The following is a 15,197-nucleotide window of genomic DNA, read 5'->3' on the forward strand; positions in this document are numbered from 1 at the left end:
GACTGGCAGCTGCCGCGCTTAAATATTCAACATGGACAAGAGGTTACAGATGCACCAGGGATGGCTGCTGATCGGGTTGTCGCTCGCCTATCTGGGGCTGCTGTTTCTCATCGCCTATGTGGCTGACAAGAGCAAGCGCCGCCGTCTCAAGGGGCAACCCCTGCTCTACAGCCTGTCGCTGGCGGTCTACTGCACCTCCTGGACCTTCTTCGGCACCGTCGGTCAGGCCAGCGAATCCCCCTGGTCGCCGGTGCCCATCTATCTGGGCCCCATGCTGGTGTTCCTGTTCGGCTGGCGTCTGCTGGCCCGCCTCATCCTGGTGGCCAAGCGCGAGCACATCACCTCCATCGCCGACTTCATCGCTGCCCGCTATGGCAAGTCCCAGCGTCTGGCCATGTTGATAAGTCTGGTTGCCATCATAGGGGTGCTGCCCTATCTGGTATTGCAGCTCAAGGCGATCGTCACCGGGCTGGATCTGCTGATGGCCAACTCGGTGCCAGCGGGACCGACTGGCAACACGGCCGAGCTGGCACTGGGGGTCACCCTGCTGCTGGCCCTGTTCAGCATACTGTTCGGTACCCGCCATCTGGACGCCACCGAGCACCACAGAGGCATGGTGGTGGCCATCGCCTTCGAATCCGTGGTCAAGCTGCTCGCCTTCATGGCGGTGGGGGGCTTTGCGCTCTGGCTTATCCTCAGCAAGCCGAGTCAGGCCCGCACTCTGGTGGCCAGCGACTTTCTCGATGCCGTGGTGGCGGTGACGCCGGGCAGCCTGCTGGAGCTTGCCATCTACACCCTGGTCGCCATGTGCGCTGTCATCTGCTTGCCGCGCCAGTTTCACGTGACAGTGGTGGAGAACAACCAGGGCCAGGATCTGCACTGGGCGCGCTGGCTGTTTCCGCTCTACCTGTTCCTGATGGGACTCTTCATCTGGCCGCTGGCGCTGGCGGGCAAGCAGTGGGTGGGGGCCGGCATGGCCTCCGATACCTATGTGATCAGCCTGCCCATGTCGCTCGGCTTCGACGGCATGGCGATGCTGGCGTTTCTCGGCGGTACTTCGGCGGCCACCGGCATGGTGATCGTCTCCACCATCGCCCTGGCCATCATGGTCAGCAACGACCTTGTGCTGCCGATACTATTGCGTCGCTTCTGGCAGCAGGGGCGGGACGAGCGGCTGGTGCGACTGCTGCTGCAGGTACGCCGGGGCGCCATCCTGTTGATCCTGCTGGCGGCCTGGGGGCTCTACCTCTGGCTTGGGGATCTCACCAGTCTGTCACGCATCGGCTATCTGTCGTTCGGTGCCGTGGCCCAGTTTGCGCCGGCCCTGTTGCTCGGCCTCTACTGGCGGCACGGCAACCGCAAGGGGGTCTATCTTGGCCTCGCACTCGGGGTCAGCCTCTGGTTTGCGACCCTGCTGGCGGAGAGCGGCCTGCTGGCCGGCTCGCCGCTGGAATCCCTGCTGGCGCCACCTGACTGGCCCGCATTTCGCGATCTGAGCCTGGGGGCCTGGTGCATCTTTCTGAGCCTCTTGCTCAACCTGCTCGGTTATGTGGCTGGCTCCCTGCTGTCGCGGGCGGCGGTGAGCGAGCGGCTGCAGGCGGCCAACTTCGTTGGCAAGCCGAGCCGCGATACCACGGCCCTCTATCAGGCGCGGGTCTCGGTCAAGGAGCTGGAGATGCTGGCGGCCCGCTTCGTCGGCTCGAGCCGGGTCAAGCGCGCCTTCGGTCGTTTCGCCGGCGAGCGGGGCGGCACCCTGGCGCCCCAGATGCAGGCCTCGGCTGAGCTTATCGCCCATACGGAGCGGCTGCTGGCCGGGGTATTTGGCACCTCGTCTGCCCGGCTGGTGCTGGCCTCGGCCCTGCAGGGGCGCAACATGCAGCTCGAAGAGATCGCCACCATAGTGGACGAGGCCTCCGACGTGTTTCGCTTCAACCGCGGCCTGCTGCAGGGGGCCATAGAGCACATGGGGCAGGGGATTTCCGTGGTGGACAGAGAGCTCAAGCTGGTGGCCTGGAACCGGCGCTACATAGAGCTGTTCCACTACCCGCCCGGCCTCATCCAGATGGGGCGTTCCATCGAGGAGATCATCCGCTACAACGCCGAGCAGGGGTTGTGCGGCCCGGGAGATATCGAGGCCCAGGTGGCGCGGCGGGTGGCCTTCATGCAGCGTGGCAGCCCTCATATTTCGGCGCGGGAGCGACCCGATGGCCGGGTGATCGAGATGCAGGGCAACCCCATGCCGGCCGGCGGTTTCGTCATGACCTTTACCGACATCACCCCGTTTCGCGACGCCGAACGGGTGCTGCGGGAAGCCAACGAACACCTGGAGGCGCGGGTGGCCGAGCGTACCCACGAGCTATCGGAGCTGAACCGCCAGCTGCTGCTGGTGAACCAGCAGGTGGAGCGGGCCAACCACTCCAAGAGTCGCTTCCTGGCGGCGGTGAGCCACGATCTGACCCAGCCCCTCAATGCGGCCAAGCTGTTTACCTCTTCCCTGCTGGAGATGCTGCCCCCCCGGGATGAGACGGCCCGCATCGCCCGTCACATCGACGATGCGCTGGGGGCGACCGAGGATCTCATCACGGATCTGCTCGACATCTCGCGGCTCGAGGCGGGCAAGTTCAAGGCCAAAAAGCTCGATTTCGCCCTGCACGACGTGTTCGACAACCTCAAGGCGGAGTTCGGGGTGCTGGCCCAGGCGGGGGGCATACAGTTCTCGGTGGTGGAGAGCAAGCTGGCCGTGTACAGCGACGTGCGCCTGCTGCGGCGGGTGCTGCAAAACTTCCTCACCAATGCGTTTCGCTACAACCCGGGCGGCCGTGTGCTGCTCGGTTGCCGTCGGCTGGGGGACAAGGTGCGCATCGAGGTGTGGGATAACGGCCCCGGCATACCGCTCGACAAGCAGGAAGCGATTTTCGACGAATTTTCGCGCCTCGATCACTCCCGCACCGCCAAGGAGCAGGGATTGGGTCTGGGGCTCGCCATCGCCCGCGGCATCGCTCTGGTGCTGGGCCACAACCTGACCCTGCGCAGTTGGCCGGGGGCGGGATCCGTGTTTGCCATCACCCTCAATCTGGCGACCCGCCCTGTCGCAACGACGCAAGTGGCGGCACCCGCCCTGCGGGATAGCCAACTGGAAGGCGTTCGGGTGCTTTGCATCGACAACGAGGGCGATATTCTCATCGCCATGCACTCCCTGCTGGGGCGTTGGGGCTGCGAGGTGGTGTGTGCCCAGAGCCAGGCTCAGGCGGAGGATCTCATCGCCGGCGGTTTCCTGCCGCAGCTGGTGCTCTCCGATTACCACCTGGATGACGGCAAGACAGGGTTGCAGGCCCTGCACATGCTGCGCCTCGCCCATGGCAACGACATTGGCGGCATCATCATCAGTGCGGATCGCAAGAGCGAGTTGCAGGCGCAGATCCGTGAACACGGCTACGGCTACATCAGCAAACCGGTCAAACCGCTCAAGTTGCGTGCGCTGATGAACAGCATATTGCGGCCGGCCAAACTTGATGATGATCACGAAACAAGTAATTCGTCTGATTTTTAATCTCAGCCCCGAGACGTCAAGATCGGCGCTTTCTTACACAGCAAAGCGTCTTTTCTTCTCGTTTGGGGCTATTTTTCGATAAAAAGTGGCTTATTAATAACCTGCCAGAGGTTTGCCCTTCCTCTTTTAACTCCTTATATTCAACCGGCGATTATTTTTTGTCGCAAATCAAGTTGTGCAAAAGGCAAACCGGACGAAAGTCCGGGACGCAAAGCTTCCGGTCTAAGGGTCAGCAGTACCTAAGATAGCGGGGCCACCACAGGTTGTTTCGTCCATGGGCCAAGCCATGGCGCGATGTTGTCTGCGTTACCTGTCTGGTTGGCGTTGCCTTTTTCGTTGTTAATTCCAAGAACGAAATAAGGATATTCAACTATGTTAAGTCCAAAACCCTCAGTACTGGCGTTGTTGGTCGGGGGTCTGTGTGCCTCCTCCGCCTTCGCTGCAGCCCCCGGCAAACCCACCATCGGCTGGGGCGAAACCAAGTTCGCCATCGTCGAAGTCGATCAAGCCGCCACCTCCTACAACAAACTGGTCAAGGTACATGCCGATGGCGCGCCGGTCAGCGTGAGCTGGAACCTCTGGTCCGGTGATGTCGGCCAGACGGCCAAGGTACTGCTCGATGGCCAGGAGGTGTGGTCCGGCGCCGCGTCAGCCTCTGGCACCGCCAACTTCAAGGTGACCAAGGGAGGCCGCTACCAGATGCAGGTGGCCCTGTGCAATGCCGATGGTTGCACTCTCTCCGACAAGAAAGAAATTCTGGTGGCCGACACAGATGGCAGCCATCTGGTGCCGCTCAAGGCGCCGTTGCAGGAGAACAACAAACCTTACGCCAACAAATCCGGCAAGGTGGTGGGGGCCTACTATGTGGAGTGGGGCGTCTATGGCCGCAAGTTCACCGTGGACAAGGTCCCGGCCCAGAACCTGACTCACATTCTTTACGGCTTTACCCCCATCTGTGGCGGCAATGGCATCAACGACAGTCTCAAGTCCATCTCCGGCAGTTTCGAGGCGCTGCAACGCTCCTGCGCCGGGCGGGAGGACTTCAAGGTCTCCATCCACGATCCCTGGGCTGCCATCCAGATGGGGCAGGGCAATCTCACCGCCTATGACGAGCCGTACAAGGGCAACTTCGGCAACCTGATGGCGCTCAAACAGGCCTATCCTGACCTGAAGATTCTCCCCTCCATCGGCGGCTGGACCCTCTCCGACCCCTTCTTCTTCTTTGGTGACAAGACCAAGCGCGACACCTTCGTCGCCTCGGTGAAAGAGTACCTGCAAACCTGGAAATTCTTCGACGGGGTGGACATCGACTGGGAGTTCCCGGGTGGCCAGGGAGCCAATCCGGATCTTGGTAATGCCTCCGACGGCGAGACCTATGTGCTATTGATGAAGGAGCTGCGCGCCATGCTCGACGAGCTGAGCGCAGAGACGGGCCGCACCTACGAGCTCACCTCCGCCATCAGCGCCGGCGATGACAAGATTGCCAAGGTGGATTACCGCGCCGCCCAGCAATACATGAATCACATCTTCCTGATGAGCTACGACTTCAACGGCGCTTGGACCAACACCGAGCTGGGGCACCAGACCGCCTTGTATGACGCTAGCTGGGATCCCGATACCCGCTACACCACGGACAAGGGGGTGAAGGCACTGCTGGGTCAGGGCGTCGAACCGGGCAAGGTGGTGGTCGGCGCGGCCATGTATGGCCGTGGCTGGACCGGCGTCAGCGGTTATCAGGGCAACAATCCCTTCACCGGCACCGCCACCGGCCCCATAGCGGGCACCGAAGCGGAAGGGATCTGGGAGAAGGGGGTCATCGACTACCGTGGCATCGCCAAGGGCAAGATGGCCGGTGACTGGCAGTACAGCTATGACGAAGTTGCCGAGGCACCCTATGTGTTCAAGGCATCCACCGGTGAGCTCATCACCTTCGATGACGACCGTTCGGTCAAGGCCAAGGGACAGTACGTGCTGGCCAACCAGCTCGGCGGCCTGTTTGCCTGGGAAATCGACGCCGACAACGGCGACATTCTCAACGCCATGCACGAGGGGCTGGGCAACGGGGAAGGCACAACGCCGCCCACCAACAAGCCGCCTGTTGCCAACGCTGGCAATGATCTTGCCGTGACCGGCCCGGCAGAGCTGGTGCTGGACGGTTCCTCCTCCCGCGATCCGGAAGGCGCTGTGCTCGGCTACAACTGGACTCAGGTCTCGGGTCCCAAGGCGACCCTGAGCGATGCCAACCTGGCCAAGGCCAAGGTGAGCGTCGATGCGGTCAGCCAGGACGTGAATCTGGTGTTCGAACTGACGGTGACCGACGACCACAACCTCAGTGCCAAGGATCAGGTAGTGGTGACCAACAAGGCGCCGCAACCCAATCTGCCGCCGGTGGTGACAGTGCAGGACAAGGTCTCGGTACAGGCAGGCAAGCAGGTGAGCATCACTGCCAACGCCACCGATCCCAACGGTGACACCCTCAGCTATCAGTGGAGCGTGCCGGCAGGCCTGACGGCCAGCGGTCAGAACAGCAGCACTTTGGTGGTTACCGGTCCCAGCGTGACCGAGTCGACCGGCTACGACCTCACTGTCACAGTGACCGACGGCGTGCTGGATGCCCAGGGCAAGACCCGTCTCACCGTGACGCCGGTCAGCGGGGGAGGCGAGTGCGGGGCGACCGATCCAGATGCGGCCAACTGGCCGGCCTGGAAAGCCGCGACCACCTACAACGGTGGCGAGAAGGTGAGCCACAACCAGCTGGTGTGGCAGGCCAAGTACTGGACCCAGGGCAATGAGCCGAGTCGCAGCGCCGATCAGTGGAAGCTGACAAGCCAGGTGCAGCTGGGCTGGGATGCGGGGGTAGCCTACAACGCCGGTGACCTGACCACCCACAACGGCCACCAGTGGAAGGCCCAGTACTGGACCAAGGGTAATGAGCCCGGCCAGCACGACGTCTGGCAGGACCTGGGCGCTGCCATCTGTAATTAACTTTTTTGTCAACTAGCCTTTCTGTGAACCAACCGGGGCATGCTTGGCATGCCCCTTCTTTTTCCCACAACAACAGCGAGCGTCATGATGACCATACACACTACCCGTATTGCCAGCCTGATCACCGCAGTGCTGGCAAGCGGTTCTCTGCTGGCCGCTACTCAGGCAGTCCCTGCCCTGATATTCGACGGCACAACCCCACAGAATGACTTGCAAGGATCCTTGGCGGCCAGGGTGCAGTTTGCCCAGAGCCAGATCCTGCCCGCCCATCCTCGTGAGGGGGACAATCAGCCCCATCTCACCGCCCTGCGCAAGAGCCTGTTGCTGGTCAGGCCGATGCAAGCCGACAGCACAGCTCCCATGGTGGTGATGGCCTATGATGGGACGGGTAAGTTGCTCGGCTCAATGGGACTCAATCTGCCCTCAAAACTACCCAAAACGGCTTACTACCTGGAGGGTTCCCCCGAAGAGGGGGTCGATTTCACCCCGGGCCCCGGTACCACAGGCGTCATCAACAGCAGCAGCGAACTGGCAAAGCTGGGTGATCCGGCCGGCGCCTTCCTGCTGAGCAAGTTGCGAGTCCATGCGCTTGTGTCCATCCAGACCGCAGACGGGCGCTGGGTGCGCAACGTTTATTTGCCGACGGATGCGGCGTTGGAAGGCAAGATGGTGCGCCTCGCTTCCAATGCCGGCTACGACTCGACTGTCACTTTCAGTGGCCGTCAGGTGACACTCTCCCGTGGTCAGAGTCAGCAGTTCAAATTTGTGCGCGGTCAGTGGATCCGTGACGGTGAGCTGGAAAATAACGGCATCACCTACGCCAGCGATGCCTGGAGCGGGGTATTACCCTCCAAATGGATAGTACCTGGACTCAGCTTGTGGTTCAGCCATAACCAGCTCCACGGCGAGCTGACGGGCCTCAAGGTGGGGGCACCGGGGGAGCTGCTGATCCACACCATCGACATCGGTATGCTGACCACACCGCGCAACCAGTTTGCCTTTGCCAAGGATCCTGAGGCACATCGGGAGTACTTCCAGACCATACCTGCCAGCCGTCTCATCGTGAGTCAATATGCCCCCCTGTCGCTGCCCGAGGTGATGCTGCCGGATGGCACCCTGCTCACCGACTTTGATCCGAGTGAAGGGGGCTGGCACGACGGCACCATGCGCCAGCGCATCGGTAAAGAGCTCATCTCCCATGGCATCGACAATGCCAACTACGGCATCAACAGCACGGCGGGGGAGGGGGAGAGCAGCCACCCCTATGTGGTGGCCCAGCTGGCTGCCCACAACAGTCGCGGCAAGTACGCCAACGGGGTGAAGGTACATGGCGGCTCCGGCGGGGGCGGCATAGTCACCCTGGACGCGTCCCTTGGCAACGAGTTCAGCCACGAGGTGGGTCACAACTACGGCCTTGGTCATTATGTGGGGGGCTTTGCCGGCTCTGTGCATCGCAGCGCCGACCAGAACAATGCCACCTGGGGCTGGGATGGCGACAAGAACCGCTTCATTCCCAACTTCTTCGCAACCCGCAGCGGCCAGAGCACCTGTCTGGATGGCCAGTGTCAGGCGCCGTTCCACAGCCGCACCTTTGGTCTCGATGCCATGGCTGGCGGTGCGCCGCTCTCCGGTTTCAACCGTTTTACGCTCTACACCCCCAACTCGGCGGCCATCATCCAGCGCTTCCTCGAGAGCAAGGCAGTGTTTGATGCCAGTTCCGCCACGGGTTTCAGCAAGTGGAACGAGAGCCGCGCCAAAATGGAGCCCTACCGTCACAAGGTCGACCTTTCCGAGCAGATCACGGCACCCGTGAGTGATCTGGGAGAAGTGAAACTGGCCGCCCTGCTGGCCGAGTACGACCTGGTCAAGGTGGCCATGTGGGATGGCAACTGGACCCGCAACATCCAGCTGCCGTTGGCCTCGGCGGTCAATCGTGGCCGCATCGTCACTGTCGATCACGACGCTGGCTACAACAGTACCCTCTTCATCAACGGTCAGCAGATCACCGTCTCCCGTGGCTTCAAGAAGAGTTACACCTCGGACGGTGCACGCTGGAACGAGGGGCCGCTGGCGGACCTGGCGGTGGAGCGCAAACCTGACGCCTTCGGGGTGCCGGTGACGACCCTGGTCGGTTACTACGATCCGCAGAGGCAGCTGCCCGGTTACCTCTATCCGGCCTTGCACGGTGCTTATGGCTTTACCTATGGCGATGACAGCGAGCGGCTCGGGACGGGGGATTGCCAATTGCAGGTGGAGACCCGTGATGGGCTGCTGCGTTTCAGATTGGCCAACCATCGCCTGAGCGCCAGCGTGATGAACAAGTTCCACGTCAACGTGCCCACTGCCAGTGAGCCGCGCAGCGCCAGCGTGCTGTGCCGCAATCAGGTGCAGAGTGACGCTCTGCTCACGCCTGCACCGGCCGGTCTCGGCTACACGGTCAACGGCATGCCGTTGACGCGCTGAGACGCTTTTTCCTCGCGCAATGCGAGGTACCACAGGCGGGGGCCAAGCCCCGCCTTTTATCTAGCAAGAGGTAACGATGATGATAAGAAAGTCCTCTGTGGCCAGCCTGCTGGCCGGACTCTGTCTGAGCGGTCAGCTGTGGGCCGCCACCCTGTATGACATCAATCAGGGTTACAGTGGCGGCAGCCAGGTCAGTTTCAACGGCAAGATCTATGAAGCCAAGTGGTACGCCAATCCGGGCCAGAGCCCGGGGGTACAAGTGGCCAATGAATGGGACTCTCCGTGGGCCCTGATGGGGGATGGGGAAGCGACTCCGCCTGATGGTGGCACTGGCATCACGCCTCCGGTGGAGGGGGGCAGCGGCGCCACCGAAGGCACGCCCGTCTACCTGAGCCAGAGCGAGCTGGACGCCAGGGAGCAGGCGCTCACCGACTTCCCTGCCATGGCGGCGGTCAAGGCCTCCATCGCGACCCGCGACAATGCCGTGGTCGAGGCGGTGGCCCCCGGGCTTGCGCTCAACCCTGCCAACGTCAAGCGGGTCGAGGGATTGCTCAGCGAGTCCCAGTTCAACTTCCTGTTCCCGCTGCGGGCCCCGGAATACACCTATCGCGGCTTCCTGCAGGCGGTGGCCAAGTTCCCGGCTTTTTGCGGTGATTACAGCGACGGGCGCAATGCCGAGGCCATCTGCCGCAAGTCGCTGGCCATCATGTTTGCCCACTTCGCCCAGGAGACCGGCGGTCACGAGAGCTGGCGACCCGAACCCGAATGGCGTCAGGGCCTGGTCTGGGTGCGGGAGATGGGCTGGACCGAGCAGATGCGCGGTGGCTATAACGCCGAGTGTCGGCCGGATGTGTGGCAGGGTCAGCAGTGGCCGTGCGGCAAGTTCGAGAACGGCGAGTTCAAGAGCTACTTCGGTCGTGGCGCCAAGCAGCTCTCTTACAACTACAACTATGGCCCCTTCTCCGAGGCCATGTTCGGCACAGTGCGCACCCTGCTGGACAACCCGGAAAAAGTGGCGGACACCTGGCTCAACCTCGCCAGCGCCGTCTTCTTCTTCGTCTATCCGCAGCCGCCCAAGCCCTCCATGCTGCACGTGATCGACGGCACCTGGCAGCCCAATGACCACGACAGGCAGAATGGTCTGGTGCCGGGCTTCGGGGTGACCACCCAGATCATCAACGGCGGGGTGGAGTGCGGTGGCACGGCCGAGCACGCCCAGTCCCAGAACCGCATCACCTACTACCAGGCCCAGGCCCAGTATCTGGGGGTACCCGTGCCGGCAGACGAGGTGCTTGGTTGCAAGAACATGAAGTACTTTGACGAGGCGGGCGCCGGCGCCCTGCCCATCTATTGGGAGAATGACTGGAGCTATGTGCCGGGCAATCCCAATGGCGGCAAGAGCTACGCCTGCAAGCTGGTGGGTTACCAGACCCGCTTCAGTGCCTTCAAGGCGCGGGACTACAGCCAGTGCGTGCAGCACTTCTTCCCCGAGGTGGTGATCGAGGACAACGGCGGCGGCACCAACCTGCCGCCAGTGGCCAACATCAGCGGCCCGAGCGAGGCGCTGGGCGGTGCGACCGTGCTGCTCTCCGGCCAGGGGTCGAGCGATCCGGAAGGCAAACCGCTCGGCTATGCCTGGACCCTGCCCGCCGGGGCCAGCGCCTCGGATCTGACCCAGTCCACCCTGAGCGCTACCCTGCCTGCCACGCCGGTCAGCGATACCCGCTACGGTTTCGTGCTCAAGGTGACCGACGAGCAGGGGCTCAGTCGCAGTGCGACCCACGAGATCCTGATCAAGGGCAGTGGCGGTACTACGCCGCCGGATGGCAACCCCCCTTACCAAGCAGGGACGGCCTACAAGGCGGGGGACAAGGTAAGCAATCTGGGGGGCAACTACCAGTGCAAGCCCCACCCCTATACCGGTTGGTGTGCGGGCGCGGCCTGGGCCTATGAGCCTGGCAAGGGCACGGCCTGGGGGGATGCCTGGATCAAGCTGTGACCTCTGTATTCGTTCAATAAAAAAGGCCCGTCAGGGCATTTTTTCATGGGAATGAGCGCAATCAGAGCGGCTTTTGCCACAGGCTCAACAGCAGATCCTGCTCCAGTTCATCCGGTCCCTGCTGGGTAAAGGCGTGACGCTGCTCCGCGCTGGCCCGCCAGCCGAGTCGGCTGGTTTCCAGAATGAAGCTGCGCAGGCTCTGATCCATGGTCATGGTGAACTGGCAACGCTCCTGACCCACGGGGTTGAGGCCGCCGAGGGCTGGCCAGCTGAGGGGGTGCTCCATGCTGACAGGGTTGAGGCTGACCCTCAGCTGCCACTGGTGGCGCGGGCCTGGCTGCAGGTAAAGCAGGTAACCACCCGGTGCCAGCCAGCTGACCAGCAGCTCTGTCTTGACCTTGAGATCATTGACCAGCAGCACCTGGGCCGTGCCCGGTTGCAGCGGGGCACGAGCCGGATCGGCGATGATGAACTGAGCTTCAGGCTGTACCTTGTTGGCGGCGAAGATGGCGTTCTTGGCCAGATCGAATCCGCCAAATTGCCATTCGGGCAGGCGCTCGGCCAGGGCACGGCAGTAGTAACCTTCGCCGCAGCCGAGGTGGATCAGTTCATGGGCACCGAGGGGGGCTAACAAGGCCGCCATGGCGTCTACCAGCGGCGCCTGATGGCCCTGTTCCAGGAAGTGGCGCTTGGCACGCATCAGGGCGCGGCTGTCGCTGTCCTTGGGATTCTTCTTGCCGGGAATGAGATCCAGATACCCTTCCGGGGCCGGATCGAAATGGTGCTTGTTGTCGCAATAGACCCCGCGGGATGCTTCGTGAAGATGCAGGGGGCTGCGGCAAACGGGACATTGAAGATGCATACACACTCGCTTGATTGAGGCTGGGGAAGGGCGTTCGCGATTATAGGGGAGACGATCAGAAAAGGCTGCCGTGGCAGCCTTTTTTATCCAACGGCTCTGTGCTGAGCCGTCAGGGAACCCTGTCAGCGGGTACCAAACACCACTATGGTCTTGCCGTGGGCGGAGATCAGCTCCTGCTCTTCGAGCATCTTGAGGATCCGGCCAACGGTTTCACGGGAGCAGCCGACGATCTGGCCAATCTCCTGACGGGTGATCTTGATCTGCATGCCATCCGGGTGGGTCATGGCGTCCGGCTGTTTGGCCAGATTGAGCAGGGTCTGGGCGATCCGGCCTGTCACGTCCAGGAAGGCCAAGTTGCCGACTTTCTGACTGGTGTGCTGCAGTCGGGTCGCCATCTGGCCGGAGAGACGCATCAGTATGTCCGGGTTGACCTGGATCAGCTGACGGAACTTCTTGTAAGAGATCTCGGCTACTTCACAGGAGCCCTTGGCGCGCACCCAGGCGGAACGCTCTGGATTCTCGCTCTCCTCGAACATGCCCATCTCGCCCAGGAAGTCGCCCTGGTTCAGATAGGAGAGGATCATCTCCTTGCCTTCATCGTCCTTGATCAAGACGGCCACAGTGCCCTTGACGATGTAGTAGAGGGTCTCCGCTTTCTCACCCGCATGGATCAGGGTGCTCTTGGCGGGATACTTATGAATGTGGCAGTGCGACAAGAACCATTCCAGGGTGGGATCGCTTTGCGGTTTGCCAATGACCATGAGAATTCCTCTGTAGTGTCTTTTTATGGACTCGTGCGTCCGGGCAAGCTGCCAACCTTGCCATTCCTTGTATTAGTCGCAGTAGGATAAGAGCCTTTGTCTGTGCTGACAAGGCTTTGAGGGCTTTTGCCAGATCCCCTTGATGCCTGCTGCGCTATCTGCGCCATTTTAGGGAACTTGGGGGCATCAGATGTTGATTTTGATCTAGTTAGCACCGAAGTTCCCGAAAATGGCTCACATATGCCGATTGGGCGTCGTCTGGGGTATGCTATGTCAGTCAGATATGTCGTCATTAAGAGGAAATGTGAGATGAAAGCCAAGGTCAGCTGGGTGGAAGGCATGAAGTTTGTCGGCGAGAGTGAGTCCGGTCATCAGGTGACCCTGGACGGCGCCAACCCCGGCGAAGGTGCCAGCCCGATGGAGATGATCCTGCTGGCGGTGGGCGGCTGCAGCTCGATCGACGTTGTCTCCATTTTGGAGAAGGCACGTCAATCCGTGACCGCCTGCCATGTGGAACTGGAAGGGCAGCGGGTGGAGTCGGTGCCGCGGGTGTTCGAGAAGATCCACCTCAACTTTGTGGTCACCGGCAAGGGGCTGGCCGAGAAGCAGGTGGCCCGCGCGGTGGACCTGTCGATGGAAAAGTATTGTTCCGTCTCCCTGATGTTGGAAAAAGCGGTAGAAATTACCCATAGTTATCAAATTCTTGAAGCCTGATAGCTGTGATTTGTCCCGTCGATAACGCCATGACATAAGGAAAGTGCAATGAAAAACTTGATAGTGTTACTTCCCCTGCTGGGGCTGGCGGCCTGCAGCATGCCCCAGCCGACCCAGTACCAGTACAGCCAGTACCAGTGCGGAGAAGAGCTGTTGGCCATTACCTATGATGCTCAGGCCGACATGGTGCAGTTCCCGTACGCCGGTGTGTATCACAAGCTGGGCCGGGTAGAAGCAGAGTCTGGCGCCAAGTATTCCGATGGTGTCACCACCTTCTGGAATCAGGAGAAACAGGCCATCCTCAGTCAGAAAGATGTGACCCTGCTGACCTGTCAGCGCAAGTAATCGTCATGGTGTGATCACAACGGCCTGCTCTCGCAGGCCGTTTTGTTTCAAGGGGAAAAGACCCGTGCTAGCGGGCGGGCAGGGAGTCCAGCATCTGGCCGGCCAGTTGCTGGCTCAGCTGGCGGCGTGACTCGTCGGGGATGGCGACGTCACTGGCGAGCTGGATGGCACTGCTCCACACCGCCTGCTGGGTACGCCGGTCGAGCAGGACTATGGCCAGGGTGCCTTTGCGTGCCCCCACTTTGGCTTGCAGCCCGGGGGTCATGCCGAGGCGGGCGAAAATCTCGCCATCGCTCAAGTCCTTGCTGCCTGCGACACCGATGGCGACCCAGAGATCCGCTTCATCGAGGGGCACGCTCTGCCAGCCCTTGCTGCCCAGCTCCTGATTGACCGCCTGCTGAACCGGCACCAGCCAGCCCTCGGCACTCTCACCCGCATACTGGAACTGCTCGGCCAGCGCGTAGCGCGGCGTCGCACCAAACGGCCAGCTCGCAGCCGGTCGCACCACCATGGTGCCCGACTCCAGGGTCGGAGCGGCCGGGCCGCTGCTGCAACCGCCCAGCAGGGCGGCCAATACCACAGAGATAAACGCTAACCGCATCATAAGCTCCTTGGCTTAAGTGATCTTGCCGGTTTCGAGCAGTTGCTGGATCAGCGGGCGCAGGATCAGCTCCATCGCGAAGCCCATTTTGCCACCCGGAACCACGATAGTGTTCATCCGTGAGATGAAGGAGCCATCTATCATCGACAACAGGTAAGGGAAGTCCACCTGCTTGATGCCACGAAACCGGATCACCAGCATACTCTCGTCCAGACTCGGGATCACCTTGGCACTGAAGGGGTTGGAGGTATCCACGGTCGGCACCCGCTGGAAGTTGATATGGGTGCGGGAAAACTGCGGTGTGATGAAGTTGATGTAGTCATCCATGGAGCGGACTATGGAGTCGGTGACCGCTTCGCGCGAGTGACCTCGCTCCGAGGTATCGCGGATGAGCTTCTGGATCCACTCCAGGTTGACGATGGGCACCACGCCGATGAGAAAGTCCACGTGACGCGCCACATTGTGGTCATCTGTGACCACGCCGCCGTGCAGTCCCTCGTAAAACAGCAGATCGGTTTCGCTCGGCAGATTTTGCCAGGGGGTGAAGGTTCCCGGCATCTGATTGAAGGGGACCGCCTCGTCGAAGCTGTGCAGATAGCGCCGATACTGGCCGCTGCCGTTCTGGCCGTACTCCTGGAAGAAGGATTCCAGCAGCGCGAAGTCGTTGGCCTCGGGGCCGAAATAGCTGATGTGGCGCCCCTGCTCGCGCGCCTTGCGGATCGCCACGTCCATTTCCGGTCGGGTGTAGCGATGAAAACTGTCCCCTTCCACCACGGCCGCTTTGTAACCAAGCTGATGAAACATGGAGCGAAAGGCGTTGGTGGAGGTGGAGGTGCCGGCACCGGACGAACCGGTGACTGCAATGATGGGATGCTTGGCCGACATAGAATTCTCTCTTCCTTGGGAGTTCCGTTATA

Annotated in this window: 10 protein-coding genes and 1 riboswitch; of the genes, 6 read left to right on the forward strand and 4 right to left on the reverse strand. The window is 61.6% G+C overall.

Going from position 1 to position 15,197, the window contains the following annotated elements; all coding sequences use genetic code 11:
* Positions 1–49 precede the first annotated feature (49 nt).
* The 4 genes from AACX78_RS06260 (at position 50) to AACX78_RS06275 (ending at position 10,997) form a co-directional block, all read left to right on the forward strand.
* Entirely contained in the window at positions 50–3,550 is a 3,501-nt protein-coding gene (locus AACX78_RS06260; RefSeq protein WP_159165685.1) for a hybrid sensor histidine kinase/response regulator, read from the forward strand.
* A gap of 173 nt (positions 3,551–3,723) precedes the next feature.
* Positions 3,724–3,811: riboswitch (cyclic di-GMP riboswitch) on the forward strand.
* 111 nt (positions 3,812–3,922) lie between these two features.
* The gene (locus AACX78_RS06265; protein WP_159165686.1) at positions 3,923–6,535 is read left to right on the forward strand and encodes a glycosyl hydrolase family 18 protein; all 2,613 of its coding nucleotides are present in this window, start codon (positions 3,923–3,925) and stop codon (positions 6,533–6,535) included.
* A gap of 87 nt (positions 6,536–6,622) precedes the next feature.
* Positions 6,623–8,998 (forward strand): M66 family metalloprotease, encoded by a 2,376-nt coding sequence (locus AACX78_RS06270; protein ID WP_159167465.1) that lies wholly within the window; start codon positions 6,623–6,625, stop codon positions 8,996–8,998.
* A 76-nt stretch (positions 8,999–9,074) separates the two neighbouring features.
* Positions 9,075–10,997 carry a glycoside hydrolase family 19 protein gene (locus tag AACX78_RS06275; RefSeq protein WP_276529316.1) on the forward strand — a complete coding sequence of 641 codons (1,923 nt, stop codon included), beginning with the start codon at positions 9,075–9,077 and terminating at the stop codon, positions 10,995–10,997.
* A 61-nt stretch (positions 10,998–11,058) separates the two neighbouring features.
* Here the strand turns inward: AACX78_RS06275 and AACX78_RS06280 are convergent, their stop codons facing one another.
* Together AACX78_RS06280 and crp are read right to left on the reverse strand one after the other, a co-directional pair.
* Complete coding sequence (locus AACX78_RS06280; RefSeq protein WP_021138331.1) at positions 11,059–11,859, reverse strand: putative RNA methyltransferase; 801 nt, start codon at positions 11,857–11,859, stop codon at positions 11,059–11,061.
* Between the two features lie 122 nt (positions 11,860–11,981).
* Positions 11,982–12,620 (reverse strand): cAMP-activated global transcriptional regulator CRP, encoded by a 639-nt coding sequence (gene crp / locus AACX78_RS06285; RefSeq protein ID WP_005311762.1) that lies wholly within the window; start codon positions 12,618–12,620, stop codon positions 11,982–11,984.
* A 309-nt stretch (positions 12,621–12,929) separates the two neighbouring features.
* Here crp and AACX78_RS06290 point away from each other — a divergent pair, with 309 nt between their 5' ends.
* Together AACX78_RS06290 and AACX78_RS06295 are read left to right on the forward strand one after the other, a co-directional pair.
* The gene (locus tag AACX78_RS06290; protein ID WP_005311765.1) at positions 12,930–13,334 is read left to right on the forward strand and encodes an OsmC family protein; all 405 of its coding nucleotides are present in this window, start codon (positions 12,930–12,932) and stop codon (positions 13,332–13,334) included.
* 48 nt (positions 13,335–13,382) lie between these two features.
* On the forward strand, positions 13,383–13,679 hold the full coding sequence (locus AACX78_RS06295) for an MliC family protein (RefSeq protein ID WP_021138330.1): 297 nt from the start codon (positions 13,383–13,385) through the stop codon (positions 13,677–13,679).
* A 67-nt stretch (positions 13,680–13,746) separates the two neighbouring features.
* Here the strand turns inward: AACX78_RS06295 and AACX78_RS06300 are convergent, their stop codons facing one another.
* Positions 13,747–14,280 carry a DUF4136 domain-containing protein gene (locus AACX78_RS06300; RefSeq protein ID WP_021138329.1) on the reverse strand — a complete coding sequence of 178 codons (534 nt, stop codon included), beginning with the start codon at positions 14,278–14,280 and terminating at the stop codon, positions 13,747–13,749.
* Between the two features lie 15 nt (positions 14,281–14,295).
* On the reverse strand, positions 14,296–15,165 hold the full coding sequence (locus AACX78_RS06305; RefSeq protein ID WP_005311770.1) for a phosphoribulokinase: 870 nt from the start codon (positions 15,163–15,165) through the stop codon (positions 14,296–14,298).
* Positions 15,166–15,197 lie beyond the last annotated feature (32 nt).

The sequence above is a fragment of the Aeromonas sp. 9A genome (assembly GCF_963900955.1).
GTDB lineage: Bacteria > Pseudomonadota > Gammaproteobacteria > Enterobacterales > Aeromonadaceae > Aeromonas > Aeromonas salmonicida.

Excerpts from the sequence above, each read along its gene's own strand:
- AACX78_RS06270 (WP_159167465.1), top strand. The coding sequence starts at position 6,623 with ATGACCATACACACTACCCGTATTGCCAGCCTGATCACCGCAGTGCTG.
- AACX78_RS06265 (WP_159165686.1), top strand. The coding sequence starts at position 3,923 with ATGTTAAGTCCAAAACCCTCAGTACTGGCGTTGTTGGTCGGGGGTCTG.
- AACX78_RS06280 (WP_021138331.1), bottom strand. The coding sequence starts at position 11,859 with ATGCATCTTCAATGTCCCGTTTGCCGCAGCCCCCTGCATCTTCACGAA.
- AACX78_RS06275 (WP_276529316.1), top strand. The coding sequence starts at position 9,075 with ATGATGATAAGAAAGTCCTCTGTGGCCAGCCTGCTGGCCGGACTCTGT.
- AACX78_RS06305 (WP_005311770.1), bottom strand. The coding sequence starts at position 15,165 with ATGTCGGCCAAGCATCCCATCATTGCAGTCACCGGTTCGTCCGGTGCC.
- AACX78_RS06290 (WP_005311765.1), top strand. The coding sequence starts at position 12,930 with ATGAAAGCCAAGGTCAGCTGGGTGGAAGGCATGAAGTTTGTCGGCGAG.
- AACX78_RS06295 (WP_021138330.1), top strand. The coding sequence starts at position 13,383 with ATGAAAAACTTGATAGTGTTACTTCCCCTGCTGGGGCTGGCGGCCTGC.
- AACX78_RS06300 (WP_021138329.1), bottom strand. The coding sequence starts at position 14,280 with ATGCGGTTAGCGTTTATCTCTGTGGTATTGGCCGCCCTGCTGGGCGGT.
- crp (WP_005311762.1), bottom strand. The coding sequence starts at position 12,620 with ATGGTCATTGGCAAACCGCAAAGCGATCCCACCCTGGAATGGTTCTTG.
- AACX78_RS06260 (WP_159165685.1), top strand. The coding sequence starts at position 50 with ATGCACCAGGGATGGCTGCTGATCGGGTTGTCGCTCGCCTATCTGGGG.